Here is a 19,035-nt window from a genome sequence, read left to right on the forward strand (position 1 = left end):
GAAGATCATCATGAATGTTACCGTAAGAAAATACGAAGAAAAAGATCTTCCGGATCTGATCCGGATATGGAATGAGGTTGTAGAAGACGGTGTGGCTTTTCCACAGGAAGAATGCCTTAACGAAGAGACAGGAAAAGCTTTTTTTGCAGAACAGACCTATACAGCTGCAGCAGTAGATGCGGAAAGCGGAAAAGTTTACGGACTTTACATCCTTCATCCGAATAATATCGGAAGATGCGGTCATATCTGTAACGCCAGCTATGCGGTAAGCAGAGATTCCAGAGGACTTCACATTGGAGAAAAGCTGGTATCCGACTGTCTGACCCGGGGAAAAGAGCATGGTTTTGGTGTCCTGCAGTTTAATGCGGTTGTGGCCTGCAATGTTCCTGCAAGACATCTTTATGAGAGACTTGGATTTACCCAGCTTGGCGTGATCCCGAAGGGGTTCCGTATGAAGGATGGACATTATGAGGATATCTGTCCGTATTATCATGAACTGTAAGAGAATTTTGAAAGGATTTTTAAATGAAAAATCTTCAGATCACTGCATACATGCAGCATTTTATACGGCAGCAGGTCATGCCGGGAGACATCTGTATCGATGCAACAATGGGAAATGGCAATGACACGGCTCTGTTAAGCCAGCTTGCAGGAAAAAGGGGACGGGTTCTGGCTTTTGACATTCAGAAGCAGGCACTGGAACATACGAAGGAGCGACTGAAAAGAGATAACTGTCCGGAAAATTATCAGCTTCTTCTGGAGTCTCATGAAAATATGGATGTTTATGCAGGAGAAGAAACCGTGTCCTGCATCACCTTTAATCTGGGATATCTTCCCGGCGGAGACCATTCGGTGGCGACCAGAGCAGACAGTAGCATAAGAGCGGTAGAAAGCGGACTTAAGCTTCTGAAAAAAGGCGGACTTATGACACTTTGCATTTACAGTGGCGGGGATACGGGATATCAGGAACGGAATGAGATGCTTGCGTTTATCCGTCAGCTGGATCCTCATAAATATCTGGTGATCCTGTCGGAATATGCAAACCGGCCCAATGATCCGCCCATACCGGTGCTGATCATCAAACTGCAATGAAGACATAAATCGGTTACTGTCCGAAATACAGGACACAGAGCCCGGAGGGAGCTATCATGAATGATTACATATATTATTATCTGCTTGCAGTCAATATCCTGGCCTTTGTGTTTTTCGGAGTTGACAAGCAGAAAGCCCGTCGTAATAAATGGCGGATCCCGGAGAAGACCTTGATCTTAAGTGCTGTCATCGGTGGCAGCGTCGGGGCGATCCTTGGCATGAGATTTTTTCACCACAAAACCCGAAAAGCCAGATTTGCAATTGGTGTACCGGTGATACTGCTGGTGCAGATTGGTGTGGTGTGCCTGGTACAGTGGGCGATGAAGTAAAACTATGAAGGCAATAACTATAAATGTAATAACCATAAATACAATACCTGTCTGAAAAAAACAAGACAGCTGTTGCAGGACAGAGGAGAGACCAATACTCCACGCCTGGGGCAGCTGTTATTTTTTTTCATAAAAGGATGCTCAAAATTCCTTCTTGACAAATACTTTTATGATGATATAATTTGATAATCAAAATATTTTAAGATAAAAGATAATTCAGAGAACAGCAGTACAGATTTATACAGACTGATTTAAGACAGATATCATGGAGAAAAATATGACAGGTAAAATATGCGGAACCGGTTCCTGGGCACCGGACAGAGTGTGGGATAACAACGATCTGGCAAAGATGGTGGAAACCAGTGATCAGTGGATCCGGGAAAGAACCGGTGTGGTACAGAGACATATTGCAAAAGAGGACGAAGATACTGTGACGATGGCAGCGGGGGCAGCATTAAGAGCTCTGGAAGACGCAGAAATGAAGGCAGAAGAGATCGATCTGATCCTTGTGGCAACCATTTCTCCAACAGAGATCATGCCCTGTGTGGCATGTGGGGTGCAGGAGCGGCTCGGAGCGGAAAATGCTACCTGCTTTGATCTGAACGGCGCCTGCACAGGATCTCTTCTGGCACTGAACACTGCGCAGGCATATCTGGCCCAGGGGATATACAGGAATGTCCTTGTAATCGGTGCGGAAAAGCTGTCCGGTTTAACGGACTGGACAGATCGCGGCACCTGCATTCTTTTCGGAGATGGTGCAGGAGCAGTCGTACTGAGAGCAGAAGAGGGTGGAAGCTATGCGCAGGTGACCCATTCCATCGGAAAAAAAGGCGGTGCACTTACCTTACAGAGCAGAAATCAGATCCGCTATGAAAATGATCCGAAGGCAAAGGAAACCTACATACAGATGAACGGAAAGGAAGTGTTCAGCTTTGCCGTGAGCAAGGTACCGGAGGCTGTGAAGGAGCTTCTTTCCCGAGAGCAGGTTTCCTGTGAAGATATCAGTTATTATCTTCTCCACCAGGCAAATGAGCGGATCATCCGTTCCGCAGCAAGGCGGCTGGGCGAAGACATTTCCAAGTTCCCTATGAATATGGACAGATACGGCAATACTTCTTCCGCAAGTCTTCTTATCCTCCTGGATGAGATGAAAAAAAGCGGAAACCTGCAGCGGGGTGACAGAATGGTCCTTGCAGGCTTCGGCGGCGGACTGACGTACGGAGCAAGCCTGATCGAGTATTAAAGCCCCTGTTAATGAATTGTTAAAATAAGGCTACGTAGTGAATGCGGATGTTTTTATCCGCTTGATCCAAATAAACCGCGGATGCTTTTATCCGCTTGATTTAATTTTCCGGAGGTAAAAGATGAAAACAAGAGTTACAGAATTACTTGGTATTGAATATCCCATCATCCAGGGCGGTATGGCCTGGGTGGCAGATCATCACATTGCGGCAGCAGTATCCGAGTCAGGCGGCCTGGGACTGATCGCAGCGGCAAACGCACCGGCAGAGTGGGTGCGTGAGCAGATCCGTGAGGCGAAAAAACTGACAGATAAGACTTTTGGTGTAAACATCATGCTGATGAGTCCAAGTGCCGATGAGGTTGCGAAGATCGTAGTAGAAGAAGGAATCAAGGTAGTAACAACCGGTGCCGGAAGCCCGGAAAAATACATGGAAGCATGGAAAGCTGCCGGAGTAAAGGTGATCCCGGTTGTTGCATCTGTAGCTCTTGCAAGAAGAATGGAGCGCTGTGGCGCAGATGCAGTGGTAGCAGAGGGAAGCGAGTCTGGCGGACATATCGGTGAGACAACCACTATGGCGCTGGTACCGCAGGTCGTGGATGCAGTAAAGATCCCGGTAATTGCAGCAGGTGGAATTGCAGACGGTCGTGGGATCGCGGCAGCCTTTATGCTGGGTGCAGAAGCCGTACAGATGGGAACCCGATTTGTGGCAACAGAGGAATGTCACGTACATGAGAATTACAAACAATTCCTTCTGAAAGCCAGGGATATCGACACAAGAGTAACCGGCCGTACCACAGGTCATCCGGTCCGTACCTTAAGAAACCCTATGACAAAGGAATATCTGGAGAAAGAAGCTGCAGGTGCATCCTTTGAAGAACTGGAAATGCTGACACTTGGTGGCCTCAGGAAGGCTGTTGTTGACGGCGATGTAAAAACCGGAAGCGTTATGTCCGGACAGATCGCAGGTATGGTAAAGGATGTACCGACCTGTAAGGAGCTGATGGCAAGACTGATCAGAGAGACAAAAGAGACTGTAAAGAAAAACAGTTTTCTTGTGGAGGAATAATAAATGGGAAAAACAGCATTCATCTTTCCGGGCCAGGGTGCACAGAAGGCCGGAATGGGAAAAGATTTTTATGAGAAATACGATACAGCAAAGGATGTTTTCGACTTTGCCGGTGAGTGGCTGGATCTGGATATGAAAGCACTTTGCTTTGAAGAAAATGACAGGCTTGACCTGACTGAATATACACAGGCTGCACTGGTCACTACCTGTCTTGCCATGGAGAAGGTGGTAGAGGAGATGGGACTTCATCCGGATGTAACTGCAGGATTAAGCCTTGGCGAGTACTGCGCTATTGAAGCTGCCGGCGGCATGGAGCTGAAGGATGCTGTTACTACCGTGAGAAAAAGGGGAATCCTTATGGAGCAGGCAGTTCCGGCAGGTAAGGGAAGCATGGCAGCAGTTATGGGAATGGAGACAGAGAAGATCGAGGAAGTGCTTGCAGACATTGCAGATGTAAGCATTGCAAACTACAACTGTCCCGGCCAGATCGTGATCACAGGCCTTGCGGAGGCAGTTGCGGAAGCCTCTGAAAAGCTGAAGGCAGCCGGAGGAAGAAGAGTGATCCCGTTAAATGTCAGCGGACCGTTCCACTCCGCAATGCTTGCCACTGCAGGAAAAGAACTGGGAAAGGTTCTGGAGGGTGTCACACTTCATGAACTTAAAATCCCGTATGTGACAAACGTGACCGCAGAGTATGTGGAAGATCCGGCGGAAACAAAAGCACTTCTGGAAAAACAGATTTCTTCTTCCGTGCGCTGGCAACAGAGTGTGGAAAATATGATCCGTCAGGGAGTAGATACATTTATTGAGATCGGACCGGGAAGAACCCTTGCCGGATTTATGAGAAAGATCGACAGAAATGTAAAAGTATATAACATCCAGACCGTAGAAGATGCAGAGAAGGTCTGCCGGGAACTGGTATAAATATTGGAAAAAACAGATAAAGAATCAAAAGTAGAGTAGGCATAGGGCAGCAGACAGAAATGCCAGGTAACAAATGCGGATCACGGATGACCGCATAACATCAGAAAGGAATTCATATGTCAGAGAAAAAAATCGCAGTTGTAACAGGCGGTGCACGTGGGATCGGGAAAGCCATCGCCCTGGAGCTTGCAAAAGCAGGAAACCTTGTAGTGATCAATTATAACGGCTCAGAAGAAAAAGCCCGGGAAACAAAAGCAGAGATCGAGACAGCCGGTGGCCAGGCAGATATCCTGCAGTGCAATGTGGCAGATTTTGATGCATGTGAAGCTTTTTTTAAAGCCGTTGCAGAGAAATACGGACGTGTTGATATTCTGGTAAATAATGCCGGAGTTACGAAGGACGGACTTCTCATGAAAATGAGTGAGGAAGATTTTTCCAGAGTTGTTGACATCAATCTGAAAGGAACCTTCAACTGCATCCGTCATGTGTCCAGAATGATGCTGAAGCAGAGAAGCGGACGGATCATCAGCCTTTCATCGGTGGTAGGCCTTCGTGGAAATGCAGGACAGGCCAATTATGCGGCATCCAAAGCCGGGATCATCGGTCTTACAAAATCCGCTGCAAAGGAGCTGGCATCCAGAGGAATCACGGTCAACGCCATTGCACCGGGATTTATCAAAACAGACATGACAGACGTGCTTTCTGACAAAGTAAAAGAAAATATTGCGGCATCTATCCCCATGGGAAGCATGGGAACAGCAGAAGACGTGGCAAAGGCAGCCGCATTTCTGGCATCAGACGGTGCACGTTACATCACAGGACAGGTACTTCGCGTAGACGGCGGAATGGCAATGTAAAGGAGGCTCCCCGGAGTCAGGAGGATAGATTGATGAAAAGACGAGTAGTAGTAACAGGACTTGGAGCAGTAACACCGATTGGAAATGATGTGGAAAGCTTCTGGAACGGAGTAAAAGAAGGAAAGGTGGGGATCGGACCGATCACCCGTTTTGATTCGACAGGATATAAGGCAACGTTGGCAGCAGAGCTTAAAGATTTTGTGGCAAAGGATCGCATGGACCCGAGAACTGCAAGAAGAATGGAGCCTTTTTCCCAGTATGCTGTAGCAGCTGCACTGGAAGCCATGGAAAATTCCGGGCTTAAGATGGAAGAGGAAGATCCGTACATGGTAGGCGTTATCATCGGCTCCGGTGTGGGAAGTCTTCAGGCTACCGAGACCAATGAGAAGAAGCTTATGGAAAAAGGTCCTTCAAGAGTGGATCCGCTTCTTGTTCCGAAGATGATCACAAATATGGCAGCCGGAAATGTTTCTATCGCTACCGGCGCAAAAGGAAAATGCACCAACGTGGTAACGGCATGTGCGACAGGAACACATTGTATCGGAGATGCTTTCCGTGCCATTCAGTATGGTGATGCAGATGTAATGCTTGCCGGTGGTACAGAGGGAGCTGTCTGCCCTATCGGTATCGCAGGCTTTGCAAGCCTTACTGCATTGAGCACAAGTGAGGATCCGCTGCGTGCATCCATTCCGTTTGATAAAGACAGAGGCGGTTTTGTTATGGGCGAGGGTGCAGGTGTGGTTGTTCTGGAAGAGCTTGAGCATGCCAAAAAGAGAAATGCCAATATCCTGGCAGAGGTTGTGGGATACGGTGCAACTGCAGATGCTTTCCATATCACATCTCCGGCCGAGGACGGAAGCGGCGCCGCACGTGCTATGGAAAATGCCATGAAGGAAGCAGGTGTTGCACCGGCGCAGGTAGATTATATCAATGCACACGGAACCGGAACACATCACAATGACCTGTTTGAAACAAGAGCTATCAAGCTTGCGTTTAAGGACGCTGCCAAGGATGTAAAGATCAATTCCACAAAATCCATGGTGGGCCATCTTCTTGGCGCAGCAGGAGCTGTTGAGTTTATCGTATGCGTAAAATCCATTCTGGACGGATTTATCCATCAGACGGTGGGAACAACAGAAACAGAGGAGGAGCTTGATCTGAACTATATGATCGGCGCTCCGGCAAAACAGGAAGTTCGTTATGCAATGAGCAATTCCCTTGGTTTTGGAGGACACAACGGAACATTGCTTGTAAAGAAGTATGAGGAGGACTGAACCTATGGAATTTAACCAGATCCTTGAACTGATCGATCACGTATCTGCATCAGAGCTTACTGCCTTTACATATGAGACAGCAGATCTGACCTTAAGCATGGAACATGGAAAGCCACAGATCATCCAGGGTGTTATGGGAGAAACTGTGGAAAACATTCCGGCAGCAGGAATGACCGGTGGAAAAGTCCGCAGGGCAGTGAATACAGCACCAGCGGCAGGCAAAGATCCTGTGGTGCCGGCTTCAACAGATGAAATGGCAGTGACAGGAAAAACTGTGGCAGAAGCACAGGGAGTGAAAGGTACTGAGCAGTTGGAAACCGCACCACAGAGCGGGGAAGATCAGACAGGCAGCCTGGTAACATCTCCGCTGGTAGGAACCTTCTATGCTGCACCGTCCCAGGATCTTCCGCCTTACGTTCAGGTGGGAGACAAGGTAAAAAAAGGACAGGTTCTTGCAATCGTGGAAGCTATGAAGCTGATGAATGAGATCGAAAGTGATTTTGACGGCGAGATCGCAGAGATCTATGTGGAGAACGGACAGCCGGTAGAATACGGTCAGAAGCTTTTCCGTATCCGATAAGTACCTTCAGATCAGAATCAGAGAATAAGAAAAATTATTGTTTCAGGAGGATAGAGAATGAAGCATCTTGATGTAAAACAGATCGAGGAGATCATTCCACACAGACATCCGTTTCTGCTTGTGGACTATATTGAAGATTATGAGCCGGGTGAATTTGCTGTCGGATATAAATGTGTGACCTTCCGCGAGGATTTTTTTCGGGGACATTTTCCCCAGGAGCCGGTAATGCCGGGTGTTCTGATGGTAGAAGCGCTGGCACAGGTGGGTGCGGTAGCCATTCTTTCCCTGGAGGACATGAAGGGAAAAACCGCTTATTTCGGAGGCATCAACAAGTGTAAATTCCGCAGAAAGGTAGCTCCGGGAGACAAGCTCCGTCTTGAAACAAAGATCATCCGCAGAAAGGGTCCTGTAGGCATTGGTTCTGCAGTGGCATCTGTGGATGGCGAGGTTGCCGTAGAGGCTGAGCTTACATTTATGATCGGGTAAGGTGATTGTATGATTCGAAAGTTACTGATCGCCAACAGAGGCGAGATCGCGGTGCGTATTATCCGTGCCTGCAGAGAAATGGGAATTGCCACAGTGGCGGTTTATTCTGAGGCAGATGAGGAAAGCCTTCACACACAGCTGGCGGACGAAGCAATCTGTATCGGACCGGGGCCATCTGCACAGAGCTATCTGAATATGGAACAGATCATCAGTGCAACCATGGTTTCCGGTGCGGATGCCATTCATCCGGGATTTGGCTTTCTTTCTGAAAATGCCAGATTTGCGGAGCTCTGTGAAAAATGCGGGATCACATTTGTGGGTCCTCCATCAAAGGTCATCCGTATGCTGGGCAATAAAAAAATTGCAAGAAGCACCATGATCGCAGCTGGTGTTCCGGTAGTTCCGGGCAGCGAAGGGGATGTGGAGGATATTGAAACCGGTCTTAAGGAAGCTGAGAGAATCGGTTATCCGGTGATCATCAAGGCAGCTCTTGGCGGTGGCGGAAAAGGCATGCGTGTGGCAAACACACCGGAGGAATTTCCGGAAGCCTATGCAACCGCCAGAAAAGAGTCTGAGATCGCTTTTGGCGACGGTACCATGTATATTGAACATTTCGTGGTAAATCCGAGACATATTGAGTTTCAGATCCTTGCAGACAGCTTCGGAAATGTGATCCATCTGGGAGAGCGTGACTGCTCCATCCAGAGAAATCATCAGAAGATGATCGAGGAATCTCCAAGTGCTGCAGTTTCTCCGGAATTAAGAGAAAAAATGGGGCATGCGGCGGTGACGGCGGCGAAAGCAGCCGGTTATGTAAATGCGGGAACGATCGAATTTCTTCTGGAACCGGATGGAAAATTCTGGTTTATGGAAATGAATACAAGGATCCAGGTGGAGCATCCGGTGACAGAGTGGGTAACAGGTATCGATCTTGTAAAGGAGCAGCTGAAGATCGCTTCCGGAATGCCTCTTGAGATCGCTCAGGAGGATGTCCGGATCCAGGGACACGCCATTGAGTGCAGGATCAATGCTGAAAATCCCCAGAAAAATTTCCGCCCTTCGCCGGGAACTATCCAGGGAGCGCATTTTCCGGGAGGAAACGGGATCCGTGTGGATACCTGTGTGTATAACGGCTGTAAGATCCCGCCATATTATGATTCCATGCTTGCGAAGCTGATCGTTCATGCAGGTAACCGGAAAGAAGCCATTGCAAAAATGCAGAGTGCTCTTGGTGAGGTGATCATTGACGGAATCGATACAAATATTGACTATCAGTACGAAATCCTGAAAGATGAGGATTATCAGTCCGGAAATTTTGACACTGGCTTTCTTGCCAGCCATATCATTGCGGGAGTGAAGATCAATGAGAATTAAGCACATGTTCAAAAAAACAGTCAGGGATATCCGGGGTGAAGAACAGGAAAACATTCCGGAGGTGCCGGATAACCTGATGCGTAAATGCAACGCCTGCAAAGCGGCGGTTTTTGTAGACGAGGTAAAGCAGAATCAATACATCTGTCCCCACTGCGGAAATTATTTCCATGTACCCGCTTACCGTCGGATCAAACTGATCGCAGATAGAAAGAGTTTTGTAGAGTGGGATGCTCACATGGAAGAACAGAATCCCCTTCAGTACAGAGGCTACGAAGAAAAGCTCCAGGGGCTTCGTGAAAAGACAGGGCTTGATGAGGCTGTAGTTACCGGAAAGTGTACTATAAAAGGGACACCTGTGGCACTTGGTGTCTGTGACTGTCGTTTCATGATGTCCAGTATGGGAGAAGTCGTGGGGGAAAAGATCACGCGGGCTTTTGAACGTGCCACAGAGGAGAAGCTGCCGGTAATCCTCTATATCTGTTCCGGCGGTGCCAGAATGCAGGAGGGCCTGGTTTCCCTGATGCAGATGGCAAAAACCAGTATGGCCATCCGGAAGCACAGCGATGCTGGACTTCTTTATGTGCCGGTCCTCACAGACCCGACAACAGGCGGCGTGACGGCAAGCTTTGCTATGCTGGGAGATATTATCCTGGCAGAGCCGAAAGCGCTGATCGGTTTTGCAGGTCCCAGAGTGATCGAACAGACCATCGGGCAAAAGCTTCCCAAAGGCTTCCAGAGAGCGGAATTTCTTCTGGAACACGGCTTTGTGGACAAGATCGTAAAGCGTGAGGAGCAGAGGATCGTATTGGCGGATATTCTGAGATTACATCAGGATAAAGTCCTGAATAATGTACAGTCCAATAATACGGACATTAAAAATGGGTTCAAGTCTGACAATCAGGAATCGATGAAAACTGTTGAGGAAGATAATAGGATCTGGCCGGACTTCGTTCCATCCGGAGATTTCACTCCCTGGGAACATGTTCAGCTTGCCAGAGCCAAAACACGTCCTACAGGAAAGGACTACATCGAAGCGCTTTTTGACGATTTCATGGAATTTCACGGAGACCGTCACTGCGGGGATGATCCGGCAGTGATCGGTGGTGTGGCATTTTTCCACGGACAGCCGGTAACTGTCCTTGCACAGGAAAAAGGAGAGGGTACAAAGGAAAACATTACCCGGAATTTCGGAATGGTATCTCCGGAGGGGTACTGGAAATCCCTGCGCCTGATGCAGCAGGCAGAGAAATTTCACCGTCCGGTGATCTGCCTTGTAGATACACCAGGCGCATTCTGCGGGCTGGAAGCAGAGGAACGTGGACAGGGTGAAGCCATTGCAAAAAATCTCTATACACTGGCAGGTCTCACAGTGCCGGTGCTTTCCGTTGTGATCGGTGAAGGCGGAAGCGGAGGTGCCCTTGCCTTGGCGGTGGCAGATGAGGTATGGATGCTGGAGCATTCCGTTTATTCCATCCTGTCCCCGGAGGGCTTTGCCTCCATTCTCTGGAAAGACAGCAAAAAGGCAAAGGAAGCAGCAGCAGTGATGAAGCTCACAGCTGCAGACCTTTACCAGATGGGGATGATCGAGCATGTGATTCCGGAAGCAGAGCCTGTAAGCCGTGAGAACATAAATGATATCGCAGGTTATCTGGAAAACGGAATTGCGGATTTTCTTGAGAAATATGGCGAAGAAGAGCCGGAGAAGCTTCTGGAACATCGCTATGAACGTTTCCGGAAAATGTAGAAGCAATAAGTGCAGTGATTTTGTAGCCCGCAAAGTAAAAATCCAGTGGAAAAAATGCCATATTTATGTTACGATGGCTTCATAAACAGAGAACCGGAGAAGCCTTTTTGCTCCGGAGAAACAGGAGCGGGTAGAGTGGACAATCGGGAAGTTATAAATGACGTGCTGGTGAATCTGTTCAATGAGATCCTCCGACTGGAGGAGGAAGCCATCATCACAGATAAATATAAAGATATTTCCAACAATGATATGCACATTATCGAGGCTGTAGGTCTTGGAGGGGGGAACATGTCCTCCATTGCAGCCAAGCTTAAGATCACCGTAGGCTCCCTCACAACATCTATGAACAGTCTTGTAAAAAAAGGCTATGTGAAGAGAGAACGAAGTGAGAAGGACCGGCGTGTGGTATTTATTCAGCTTACAAATAAGGGACGTATGGCATATCATCATCATGCGGAGTTTCACAGGCAGATGACAGAAGCGGTGATCGCAGAGCTGAATGAGAATGAGACAGAAGTGCTGGTAAAAGCACTGGACGGACTGCGTAAATTTTTCAGACAGTATCATGAACAATAAAGAAACGTATAATAAAAGCATCCGGATCGGTAATAAAGGACAATTACCGATCCGGATGCTTTTTGCATAACAGGTATTTTCGACACGGACATTTATTGAAAATGATATTAAATGTCGCCTTTGTTTTTGTGGTACGAGAGTTTATTCGTCCCAGCCATCCTGGAAGCGGATATTTACAGAGATATTGCGGACAACGTCTCCCTCCTGAAGCTCCAGATCGCTCTCATCGGAAACCGGAGGAAGCTTTCCCTCAAATTCCATAAGCTCTGTGTAGATCCAGTCGTATGCAGCTGCATTGGCATTTTCGATGGCATCATCCAGCGTGTCACCGTTGGCTTCACAGCAGGCAAGATCCGGAAAAAAAGCATTGTATTTTTTGTCCTCTGTGGGACGGAAAACTGCGGGATATATAAATTTCATAGGTAAGATTCCTTTCTTTTTTAAAATGAAGTGATTCGTGTAATACCATGAATATGGATAGTTTTACCTGACCTAGTACAGCGAATATTAAGTAACCGCCATATTGACTTGTCTGATTTTTCATCTGCTGCGTTGTCGTCAATCGTCGTAGCCACCGCTACGCCTCATTCCTCCGCCTTGCAGATGAAGAAATCATCCTGCGTCAATATAGCAGAAACTTAATTTTCGCTGTACTAGTAAGTATATACCAATTTCAGAATGAGGGCAAGCGAGTTCATGATCCAATGAAAGATCTAAATAAGAACAGCAGAGTTTTGGGAATGTTATAATCAGAAAATTGTCGTATATAAGTAAAAATGATAGATATATAACCCTTTTTGTCCTTGTATATAGGAAATATAGATGCTATACTGTGTAATACAGAGTATGAACGGGGGGTCGAAAGACCTGACGGGAGGTACAGCTATGATTTATACAGCTTTGACGAAAAAAGCTATGAAGGTGGCATACGAGGCACATCATGGACAGACAGATCGAAGCGGGACACCTTATATCTTTCATCCATTTTATGTAGCGGAGCAGATGGATGATGAACTCAGTGTATGTACGGCACTTCTGCACGATGTGATAGAAGATACAGAGATCACATTTGAGGATCTTACCGGAGAATTTCCGGAAGAGGTTGTGGAGGCCTTACGTTGTCTTACAAGAGATAAGAATATGAATTATTTCGATTATATCCGGAAGCTCCGGAAGAATCCGATCGCAAAAAAAGTGAAGCAGGCTGATCTGCTCCACAATTCTGATGTAACACGTCTTTCTGACTGCGAAAATATGTCTGCTGAACAGATATCACGGCTGCATGGAAGATATAAACGGGCTTTGGAGATACTTCATGATGCCAGGTGATATTATTTTCGCACAAGTCATTTATTGACTTTTATTCAGTTTTTTTCATGCGCATGATCCACACAAAATATCCGTGACCTCAGATATTATTGAGGATCTTCTTAGCGGAAATATGGATTTCTTGCATTGATCTCCACGTAGCATTTGATCGCATATTTGATAAATTCTATGATTTTTTTCATTTTATTTTCCTCCTCTTTTCTTTAACTTACAAATGCATTATAATAAACTCTCGGAAATATTACGTGCCAAAAACACAGAAAAAGTAGTCAAATATTGCGGAGAGAAAAATCCATGTTTCCAGTATACGAAGAAAAAAAGAAGAATCGCCATATTCATCTGCGGACCTCAGCCCATGCTTCACCCCATCTTCATAACTCCATAGAGTTTATCTATATCACAGAGGGAACTCTGGAGCTTGGTATGGGACAGGAGCTTTATCATATGGAAGAGGGAGATTTTGCAGTGATCTTTCCGGATGTGATCCATCACTATCAGGTGTTCTCTACGGGAGAAAACAAAGCAGTCTATCTCTGGGCAAAGCCGGTATTGACTGGTCAGTTTGCGGATATCATTCAGAACAGCTGTCCGGAAGACCCGGTTATAAAAAAGGAGCAGGTGCATCCGGATATTGTAAATGCGGTACGGTGTCTCAGGGCAAACCGCAAGGAGAAGGATGATAATCTTGCAGTGGAACAGGCGTATGTGCAGATCCCGGGATTTGAAAGTCAGAGGACTTTTAACCGGGTATTCCGGGAACGGTACCGGATGACACCAAGAGAATACAGAATATTATATAAGGAAAAATATTTACGAGAGGAACAGACATGATCACAGTAGAGCTGGAACATTTCAGCCTTGATAAAATATGCGATTCCGGACAGTGCTTCCGGATGAGAAAGCTTGGAGACGGACATTTTTCCATGGTGGCGGGAGACCAGTATCTGGAAATGTATCAGAAAGACGGAGTGGTGGATTTCTGCTGCTCTCAGGAGGAATTTATCTGTTACTGGGTGCTTTATTTTGATCTGGATACGGATTATGAAGCTTACATGAATGCTGCTAATCCACGGGATAAATATCTGGGTGCCGCAATAAAGGCAGGAGACGGGATACGGATATTAAGACAGGATCTCTGGGAAATGATCGTTACGTTTCTGATATCTCAGCAGAACAATATCAAGCGTATCCGCAAATGTATCGAAACCATCTGCCGGAAGTACGGAGAGCGAAAAAATTCATCTGCAGGTGTGGAATACTACGCTTTTCCGACTGTAGAGGCGCTGAGTCAGGCAACGGAAGAGGAGTTAAGAGGATGCGGCCTGGGATACCGGGCAAAATATATCGCAGTAACGGCCAGGACCATTGCATCCGGTCAGATCTCCCTGGAAAAAATCTATGATATGCGTTACCCTCAGGCAAAGAAGGAGCTGATGAAGCTCTGTGGTGTGGGAGAAAAGGTAGCTGAATGTATCTGCCTGTTTGCACTGCATCATATGGATGCTTTTCCCATAGATACCCACATCCGTCAGGTCATGGACGTGCATTACAAAAGAGGATTTCCCAACCGCAGATACAGAGGAATGCGTGGGATCATGCAGCAGTATATTTTTTACTATGACTTGTACTCATAGACTGCGGATGCTATCATAGGTGAAAATAAAGGAAAAATCCACGGAGGAAAAAGTAATCAAAAAATATTTACTGCGATTGAGACAACCACGTATAAAAAAGAAAGAAAACAGATATTATATCCGGGGCTATAAGGGAACGGAAGTGATCATCCGTACAGATCATGAGATCCTGAAGAGGATTGCCTACAGGCGTACCTGCGTGAAACAAGTCTGCATTCCTGGAAGATACGAAACAGAAACAAAATATATCTATACAAGAAAAGAAAACAGAAGAAGCCGCCCAGTCATAGTTCCGGGCATTCCGACCGGGAGAGAAGCGGCTATGCCACGTGCCGTGCGGACAGTGCTCCATGCTCTTTCCTATGGCGGGATCGAAGTGGAGGCTTCCAGAAAGCTGGCAGATCTTAAGAAGATGGATCCTATGAGGATCTTTTACAGGACACTGGATGCGGAAGTTTATAACGGAGACTATAAAGTGCCGATCCGTCTGTTTTTTCCAACAGAAGAGGACATGGAAAACGGTGCCGCCTCCGGAAAAAAACCACCGGTGATCCTGTTTTTCCATGGCGGTGGCTGGGTTACGGAAAGTGTAGAGAATTATCAGCGGGTTTGTGCCAGAATGGCACAGTCTACCGGTCAGATCGTGGCGTCTGTTGAATACAGGCTGGCACCGGAATACCGTTTCCCGGTGGGACTGATGGATTGTTATGCAGCTGCGAAGACTTTTTACACCAATCGTTTTCTTCTGAATACGGATCCGGATCGTATCACCATTATGGGAGATAGTGCAGGCGGAAATCTGGCAGCGGCTGTATGTATGATGGCCAGAGACCGCGGAGATTTTTTTCCCAAAAAACAGATCCTTATTTATCCGGCACTGAACAACTGTTATACGGAAGACTCTCCTTTTGAATCCGTAAAAACAAATGGAACCGGTTATCTTCTCACAGCGGAGAAGATGGAAGATTATCTGAAATTCTATGAGAGTTGTCCGGAAGACAGGAGGAATCCCTATTTTGCGCCGATCCTGGAGAAGAATTTTCGAAATATGCCGGATACACTGATACTTACCGCTGAGTTCGATCCTCTTCGGGATGAAGGTGAGGCATTTGGTGAAAAACTGAAGGAAGCGGGAAATCGTGTGGAAGTGCACAGGATCGCAGGTGCGTTTCACGGGTATTTTGCACTGGGGATCAAATTTCTGCATGTGCAGGAGAGCTTTGCATATGTAAATCGTTTTCTGGAAACAGAGGAACAGGAAGAAGGAAAGCATCATGAAGAACGAATATGCACAGTGGAGAAAACTTGACAATGCGGCGCTGGCGTTCCCGGCGGTGACAGGAAAGAATGACACCAGGGTATTTCGTTTTTACTGTGAACTTAAAGAAGAGATAAAAGAAGAAAACCTGCAGGAAGCCCTGGAGAGGACACTGGAAAAATATCCTCTTTTCCGTGCAGTTTTAAGAAAGGGACTGTTCTGGTTTTATCTGGAGAGACGTGATATTCCGGCAGTGGTAAAGAAAGAAGCAGGTGCACCCTGCAGCGGACTTTATATTCCGGACAAAAAAACGCTTCTTTTTCGGGTGAGCTATTATAAGAACAGGATTAATTTCGAGGTATTTCATGCGCTGACGGATGGAACGGGAGCCATGCATTTTCTGATGGAGCTGGTGAAAAATTATCTTCAGGAGACGCACCCATCCGCAGAGCTTCCGGAGCTTTTTTCGGATGAAAACATTACGGGCAGGGATATGGAGGAGGACAGCTTTTCCCAGTATTATTCCTCCGATGCGCCAAGAAAGAGAGAGTCCAAGAAGCCTGCTTTCCAGTTAAAAGGCGAGAAGCTCAGGCAGGAGGATATGAATATCACGGAAGTCTGTGTTCCGGTAAAAGAGATCCACGCCCGTGCAAAAGCGGCCGGTGTATCGATCACGGTTTTCCTTACGGCAGCACTTATCTGGGCGATCCATGAAGAAGTACCTCAGAATCAGGCGAAAAAGCCCATTGGTCTGATGATCCCGGTAAATTTGAGAAATTATTTTCCGTCCCGGTCTATGGCAAATTTTTTCGGATGGATCGAGATCAGCTGTTATTTTCAGCCTGATACAGCCTTTGAGGATATTCTGAGCTCCGTAAAGGAGCAGTTTGCAAAGGAACTGAGTAAGGACGTGATCGAAGCAAAGCTGAATGATTTGGTAAGCCTGGAGAAAAATCCGATCCTGCGTCTGGTACCACTGGAGATCAAAACCCCGTTCCTTCTTGCCGGGACAACTCTCGGAGGGAGGTCTATCACGGCGATCTATTCCAATGTGGGGATCATCCGGATGCCGGAGGAATATCGGAAATATATTCAGAGATTCGGACTTTTTGCAAGCACGGACAGTCTGCAGCTGTGTTCCTGTTCTTTTGGAGATGAGATGGTTTTAAGCTTTACGTCCAAGATCCCCAATGGAAATATTGAGCGGAATTTTGTGGAGAGACTGAAAAATGAGCAGGTATCCTGTAAAATTCGGGAGAATGATCTTCCGGGACAAAAAGAGGAGCAGAAACAGCAGATGAAGCTTTTTGAGAGCTTTACATTTCTGTGTATTGTGCTGGCTGTGGTATGTAATCTGATCGATTATCTGCTGGATAGTCATATAGGCTGGGCCTGGTTTGTGACTGCAGGGGCGTTCTGCACCTGGCTGATGGTTTCAGTGGCTTATGTGAAGCGGCGGAATCTTCTGAAGAATGAGATGTGGCAGCTGGTGATCGCAGCTGTTGCAGGAGTGCTTTGGGATGTGTTTACCGGTTGGCGTGGCTGGTCTGTGGATTATCTGCTTCCTCTGGCTTCGCTTGCTGTGATCTGCTCCATGTGGGTGATCACTGCGGTACAGAAGCTGGAGGTGGCGGAATATATGATCTATCTTCTGGAAGCAGGAGCTTTCGGAGGAGTGATCCCTGTGATCCTGCTGGCTGCCGGTGTGGTAACGGTGCTGTATCCGTCGCTGATCTGTATATGCGTCAGCTTTCTGATGCTGGTATGGCTGTTCCTGTTTAAGAGGAAAGATATGGTGCGGGAGATGCAGAAGAAATTCCGTGCATAGAAAATAAAAACAACCGTCGATCTGCAGAGGACTTTTTGAAGATCTGTCTGCAGACCGGCGGTTGTTTAGCAAATAAAGGAAGTTCCCTGCAGAGCTGCGAAAAGCAATAAGCAGAGGGGAAAACTTGCCCGGTGTTCGGAGATCAGAATCCGAAGTCCTCATAGTCCTCAGGTGTGAACTTATGATAGATCATATGCTCACCCTCCAGGGACAGACAATACCGGTAGTCATCCGGAATCCCGTCTTCGAAATATACAAGATAATCAAATCCGGTTCCGGTTGTTTTTTCCATGTGTACATGGTCGGAATAAGCATGAAAAACGTCCATCACTTCATCCAGAGTACAGCCATGACGGGCAACCGTGCCTATAAAGCGTACCAGAAATTCACTCGGCTTCCGGTTTTCGTGAACGTAGTCCGAGGCCTGAGGCGGCAGGGTGATGCAGAAACGCCCGTTTTTGGAAGAAGCCGTTACTTTTCCAAGACGGTCACAGGCATGATCTGAGAATTCTTCCATTGCATGCTGCATTTCTTCTTCCGTAAGCTCTGTGCCAAGAAGGCGGTTCAGAGACTGCAGCGGATAATAAAAACGGGTAACTCCGCTCATGTATCCGATCTTTACCTGTTGTTCCTGGATCATATCCAGGAGATTATTTTCCAGTTTTTTGAAATTCATTATGTTTTTCCTTTCCGGGGTCTGAAGGTTTATTGAACTGCATACATTCAGATCCCATTTTTTTCGCAGATATCATTGAGACAGCAGCGGTCACAGTAAGGCTTTGTCCGCGCTGTACAGACTTCTCTTCCATGATTGACAAGACGGTGGCAGAGATCATTGCCTTCTTCCGGAGGGATGATCTTCCAGAGAGCCATTTCCACCTTTTTTGGATCCTTCATGTCATGGACAAGGCCGATGCGGTTGGAAAGGCGGATACAGTGAGTATCTGTTACAATGGCGGGCTTGCCGAATACGTCACCCATGATTAGGTTTGCGCTTTTTCGGCCCACACCGGGAAGTTTCAGAAGCGCGTTAAAGTCTTCCGGCACCTTGTCGTGATACTGTTCGTGGAGAATGCGCATACAGGCGCTGATGTCCCGGGCTTTGCTTTTTCCAAGGCCGCAGGGACGTACAATGGCTTCGATCGCTTCCGGCTCTGCTGCTGCCAGGGCTGCCACATCTGGGTATTTTGCATAGAGATCCTGAACAACTACATTGACCCGGGCATCGGTGCACTGAGCTGCCAGACGGACACTTACAAGAAGCTTCCAGGCATCATCATAATCCAGTGTACAGTCTGCATCCGGATATTCCTTTTTTAAACGGCTGATAACTTCATAGGCCAGTTCCTGTGTTGTCATTTGTATATGAACCATCCTTTCAATTTCGGTTATATTACTGAATTACTACAGCCAGGATGATACCACAGCATTCGGAGAATTA

General features: G+C 47.0%; 21 protein-coding genes. 18 read left to right on the plus strand and 3 right to left on the minus strand.

The window, feature by feature from the left end; translation table 11 throughout:
* Positions 1 to 10 precede the first annotated feature (10 nt).
* From CCC17_RS08240 to CCC17_RS08300, 13 genes are all read left to right on the plus strand, one after another.
* Complete coding sequence (locus CCC17_RS08240) at positions 11 to 502, plus strand: GNAT family N-acetyltransferase (protein ID WP_173758492.1); 492 nt, start codon at positions 11 to 13, stop codon at positions 500 to 502.
* A gap of 23 nt (positions 503 to 525) precedes the next feature.
* The gene (locus CCC17_RS08245) at positions 526 to 1,092 is read left to right on the plus strand and encodes a class I SAM-dependent methyltransferase (RefSeq protein ID WP_287082907.1); all 567 of its coding nucleotides are present in this window, start codon (positions 526 to 528) and stop codon (positions 1,090 to 1,092) included.
* Between the two features lie 56 nt (positions 1,093 to 1,148).
* Positions 1,149 to 1,421: a DUF1294 domain-containing protein gene (locus CCC17_RS08250; protein WP_287082909.1), complete on the plus strand. Its 273-nt coding sequence runs from the start codon at positions 1,149 to 1,151 to the stop codon at positions 1,419 to 1,421.
* A gap of 277 nt (positions 1,422 to 1,698) precedes the next feature.
* Positions 1,699 to 2,664 (plus strand): beta-ketoacyl-ACP synthase III, encoded by a 966-nt coding sequence (locus CCC17_RS08255; RefSeq protein ID WP_287082911.1) that lies wholly within the window; start codon positions 1,699 to 1,701, stop codon positions 2,662 to 2,664.
* Positions 2,665 to 2,785: 121 nt separating this feature from the next.
* Positions 2,786 to 3,730 carry an enoyl-[acyl-carrier-protein] reductase FabK gene (fabK, locus tag CCC17_RS08260; protein WP_287082913.1) on the plus strand — a complete coding sequence of 315 codons (945 nt, stop codon included), beginning with the start codon at positions 2,786 to 2,788 and terminating at the stop codon, positions 3,728 to 3,730.
* A 3-nt stretch (positions 3,731 to 3,733) separates the two neighbouring features.
* Positions 3,734 to 4,654 carry an ACP S-malonyltransferase gene (gene fabD, locus CCC17_RS08265; protein ID WP_287082915.1) on the plus strand — a complete coding sequence of 307 codons (921 nt, stop codon included), beginning with the start codon at positions 3,734 to 3,736 and terminating at the stop codon, positions 4,652 to 4,654.
* A gap of 116 nt (positions 4,655 to 4,770) precedes the next feature.
* On the plus strand, positions 4,771 to 5,511 hold the full coding sequence (gene fabG, locus CCC17_RS08270; RefSeq protein WP_118514116.1) for a 3-oxoacyl-[acyl-carrier-protein] reductase: 741 nt from the start codon (positions 4,771 to 4,773) through the stop codon (positions 5,509 to 5,511).
* 32 nt (positions 5,512 to 5,543) lie between these two features.
* Positions 5,544 to 6,785, plus strand: a complete 1,242-nt coding sequence (fabF, locus tag CCC17_RS08275; protein WP_173754027.1) for a beta-ketoacyl-ACP synthase II — start codon at positions 5,544 to 5,546, stop codon at positions 6,783 to 6,785.
* Positions 6,786 to 6,789: 4 nt separating this feature from the next.
* A complete protein-coding gene (gene accB, locus CCC17_RS08280; protein ID WP_287082917.1) occupies positions 6,790 to 7,365 on the plus strand; it encodes an acetyl-CoA carboxylase biotin carboxyl carrier protein in 576 nt (191 codons plus the stop codon).
* A gap of 57 nt (positions 7,366 to 7,422) precedes the next feature.
* On the plus strand, positions 7,423 to 7,851 hold the full coding sequence (gene fabZ / locus CCC17_RS08285) for a 3-hydroxyacyl-ACP dehydratase FabZ (RefSeq protein ID WP_015525544.1): 429 nt from the start codon (positions 7,423 to 7,425) through the stop codon (positions 7,849 to 7,851).
* A 9-nt stretch (positions 7,852 to 7,860) separates the two neighbouring features.
* Entirely contained in the window at positions 7,861 to 9,225 is a 1,365-nt protein-coding gene (locus CCC17_RS08290) for an acetyl-CoA carboxylase biotin carboxylase subunit (RefSeq protein ID WP_015525545.1), read from the plus strand.
* Complete coding sequence (locus CCC17_RS08295; RefSeq protein ID WP_059086224.1) at positions 9,215 to 10,969, plus strand: acetyl-CoA carboxylase carboxyl transferase subunit; 1,755 nt, start codon at positions 9,215 to 9,217, stop codon at positions 10,967 to 10,969. Before CCC17_RS08290 ends, CCC17_RS08295 begins: the two co-directional genes overlap by 11 nt.
* Positions 10,970 to 11,104: 135 nt before the next feature.
* Positions 11,105 to 11,545 carry a MarR family winged helix-turn-helix transcriptional regulator gene (locus CCC17_RS08300; protein ID WP_022427168.1) on the plus strand — a complete coding sequence of 147 codons (441 nt, stop codon included), beginning with the start codon at positions 11,105 to 11,107 and terminating at the stop codon, positions 11,543 to 11,545.
* Positions 11,546 to 11,686: 141 nt separating this feature from the next.
* On the opposite strand, the gene CCC17_RS08305 is transcribed toward CCC17_RS08300, so the two are convergent.
* Positions 11,687 to 11,965, minus strand: a complete 279-nt coding sequence (locus CCC17_RS08305; RefSeq protein ID WP_015525547.1) for a type II toxin-antitoxin system HicB family antitoxin — start codon at positions 11,963 to 11,965, stop codon at positions 11,687 to 11,689.
* 465 nt (positions 11,966 to 12,430) lie between these two features.
* On the opposite strand from CCC17_RS08305, the gene CCC17_RS08310 reads away from it, so the two are divergent.
* From CCC17_RS08310 to CCC17_RS08330, 5 genes are all read left to right on the plus strand, one after another.
* Positions 12,431 to 12,874 carry an HD domain-containing protein gene (locus CCC17_RS08310; RefSeq protein WP_015525548.1) on the plus strand — a complete coding sequence of 148 codons (444 nt, stop codon included), beginning with the start codon at positions 12,431 to 12,433 and terminating at the stop codon, positions 12,872 to 12,874.
* Between the two features lie 294 nt (positions 12,875 to 13,168).
* On the plus strand, positions 13,169 to 13,705 hold the full coding sequence (locus tag CCC17_RS08315) for an AraC family transcriptional regulator (protein WP_287082919.1): 537 nt from the start codon (positions 13,169 to 13,171) through the stop codon (positions 13,703 to 13,705).
* The gene (locus CCC17_RS08320) at positions 13,702 to 14,508 is read left to right on the plus strand and encodes a DNA-3-methyladenine glycosylase family protein (protein WP_021652785.1); all 807 of its coding nucleotides are present in this window, start codon (positions 13,702 to 13,704) and stop codon (positions 14,506 to 14,508) included. Before CCC17_RS08315 ends, CCC17_RS08320 begins: the two co-directional genes overlap by 4 nt.
* A 19-nt stretch (positions 14,509 to 14,527) precedes the next feature.
* Positions 14,528 to 15,817, plus strand: coding sequence for an alpha/beta hydrolase (locus CCC17_RS08325; protein ID WP_330383264.1), 1,290 nt, complete (start codon positions 14,528 to 14,530; stop codon positions 15,815 to 15,817).
* On the plus strand, positions 15,783 to 17,594 hold the full coding sequence (locus tag CCC17_RS08330) for a DUF6320 domain-containing protein (RefSeq protein ID WP_059086220.1): 1,812 nt from the start codon (positions 15,783 to 15,785) through the stop codon (positions 17,592 to 17,594). Before CCC17_RS08325 ends, CCC17_RS08330 begins: the two co-directional genes overlap by 35 nt.
* A gap of 142 nt (positions 17,595 to 17,736) precedes the next feature.
* Here the strand turns inward: CCC17_RS08330 and CCC17_RS08335 are convergent, their stop codons facing one another.
* A complete protein-coding gene (locus tag CCC17_RS08335) occupies positions 17,737 to 18,270 on the minus strand; it encodes a DUF3877 family protein (protein WP_161209162.1) in 534 nt (177 codons plus the stop codon).
* Positions 18,271 to 18,317: 47 nt separating this feature from the next.
* Positions 18,318 to 18,953: an endonuclease III domain-containing protein gene (locus CCC17_RS08340; RefSeq protein WP_022427162.1), complete on the minus strand. Its 636-nt coding sequence runs from the start codon at positions 18,951 to 18,953 to the stop codon at positions 18,318 to 18,320.
* Between the last annotated feature and the right edge of the window lie 82 nt (positions 18,954 to 19,035).

Source organism: Blautia sp. LMAG:36 (assembly GCF_008680535.1).
Classification (GTDB): domain Bacteria; phylum Bacillota; class Clostridia; order Lachnospirales; family Lachnospiraceae; genus Blautia_A; species Blautia_A fusiformis.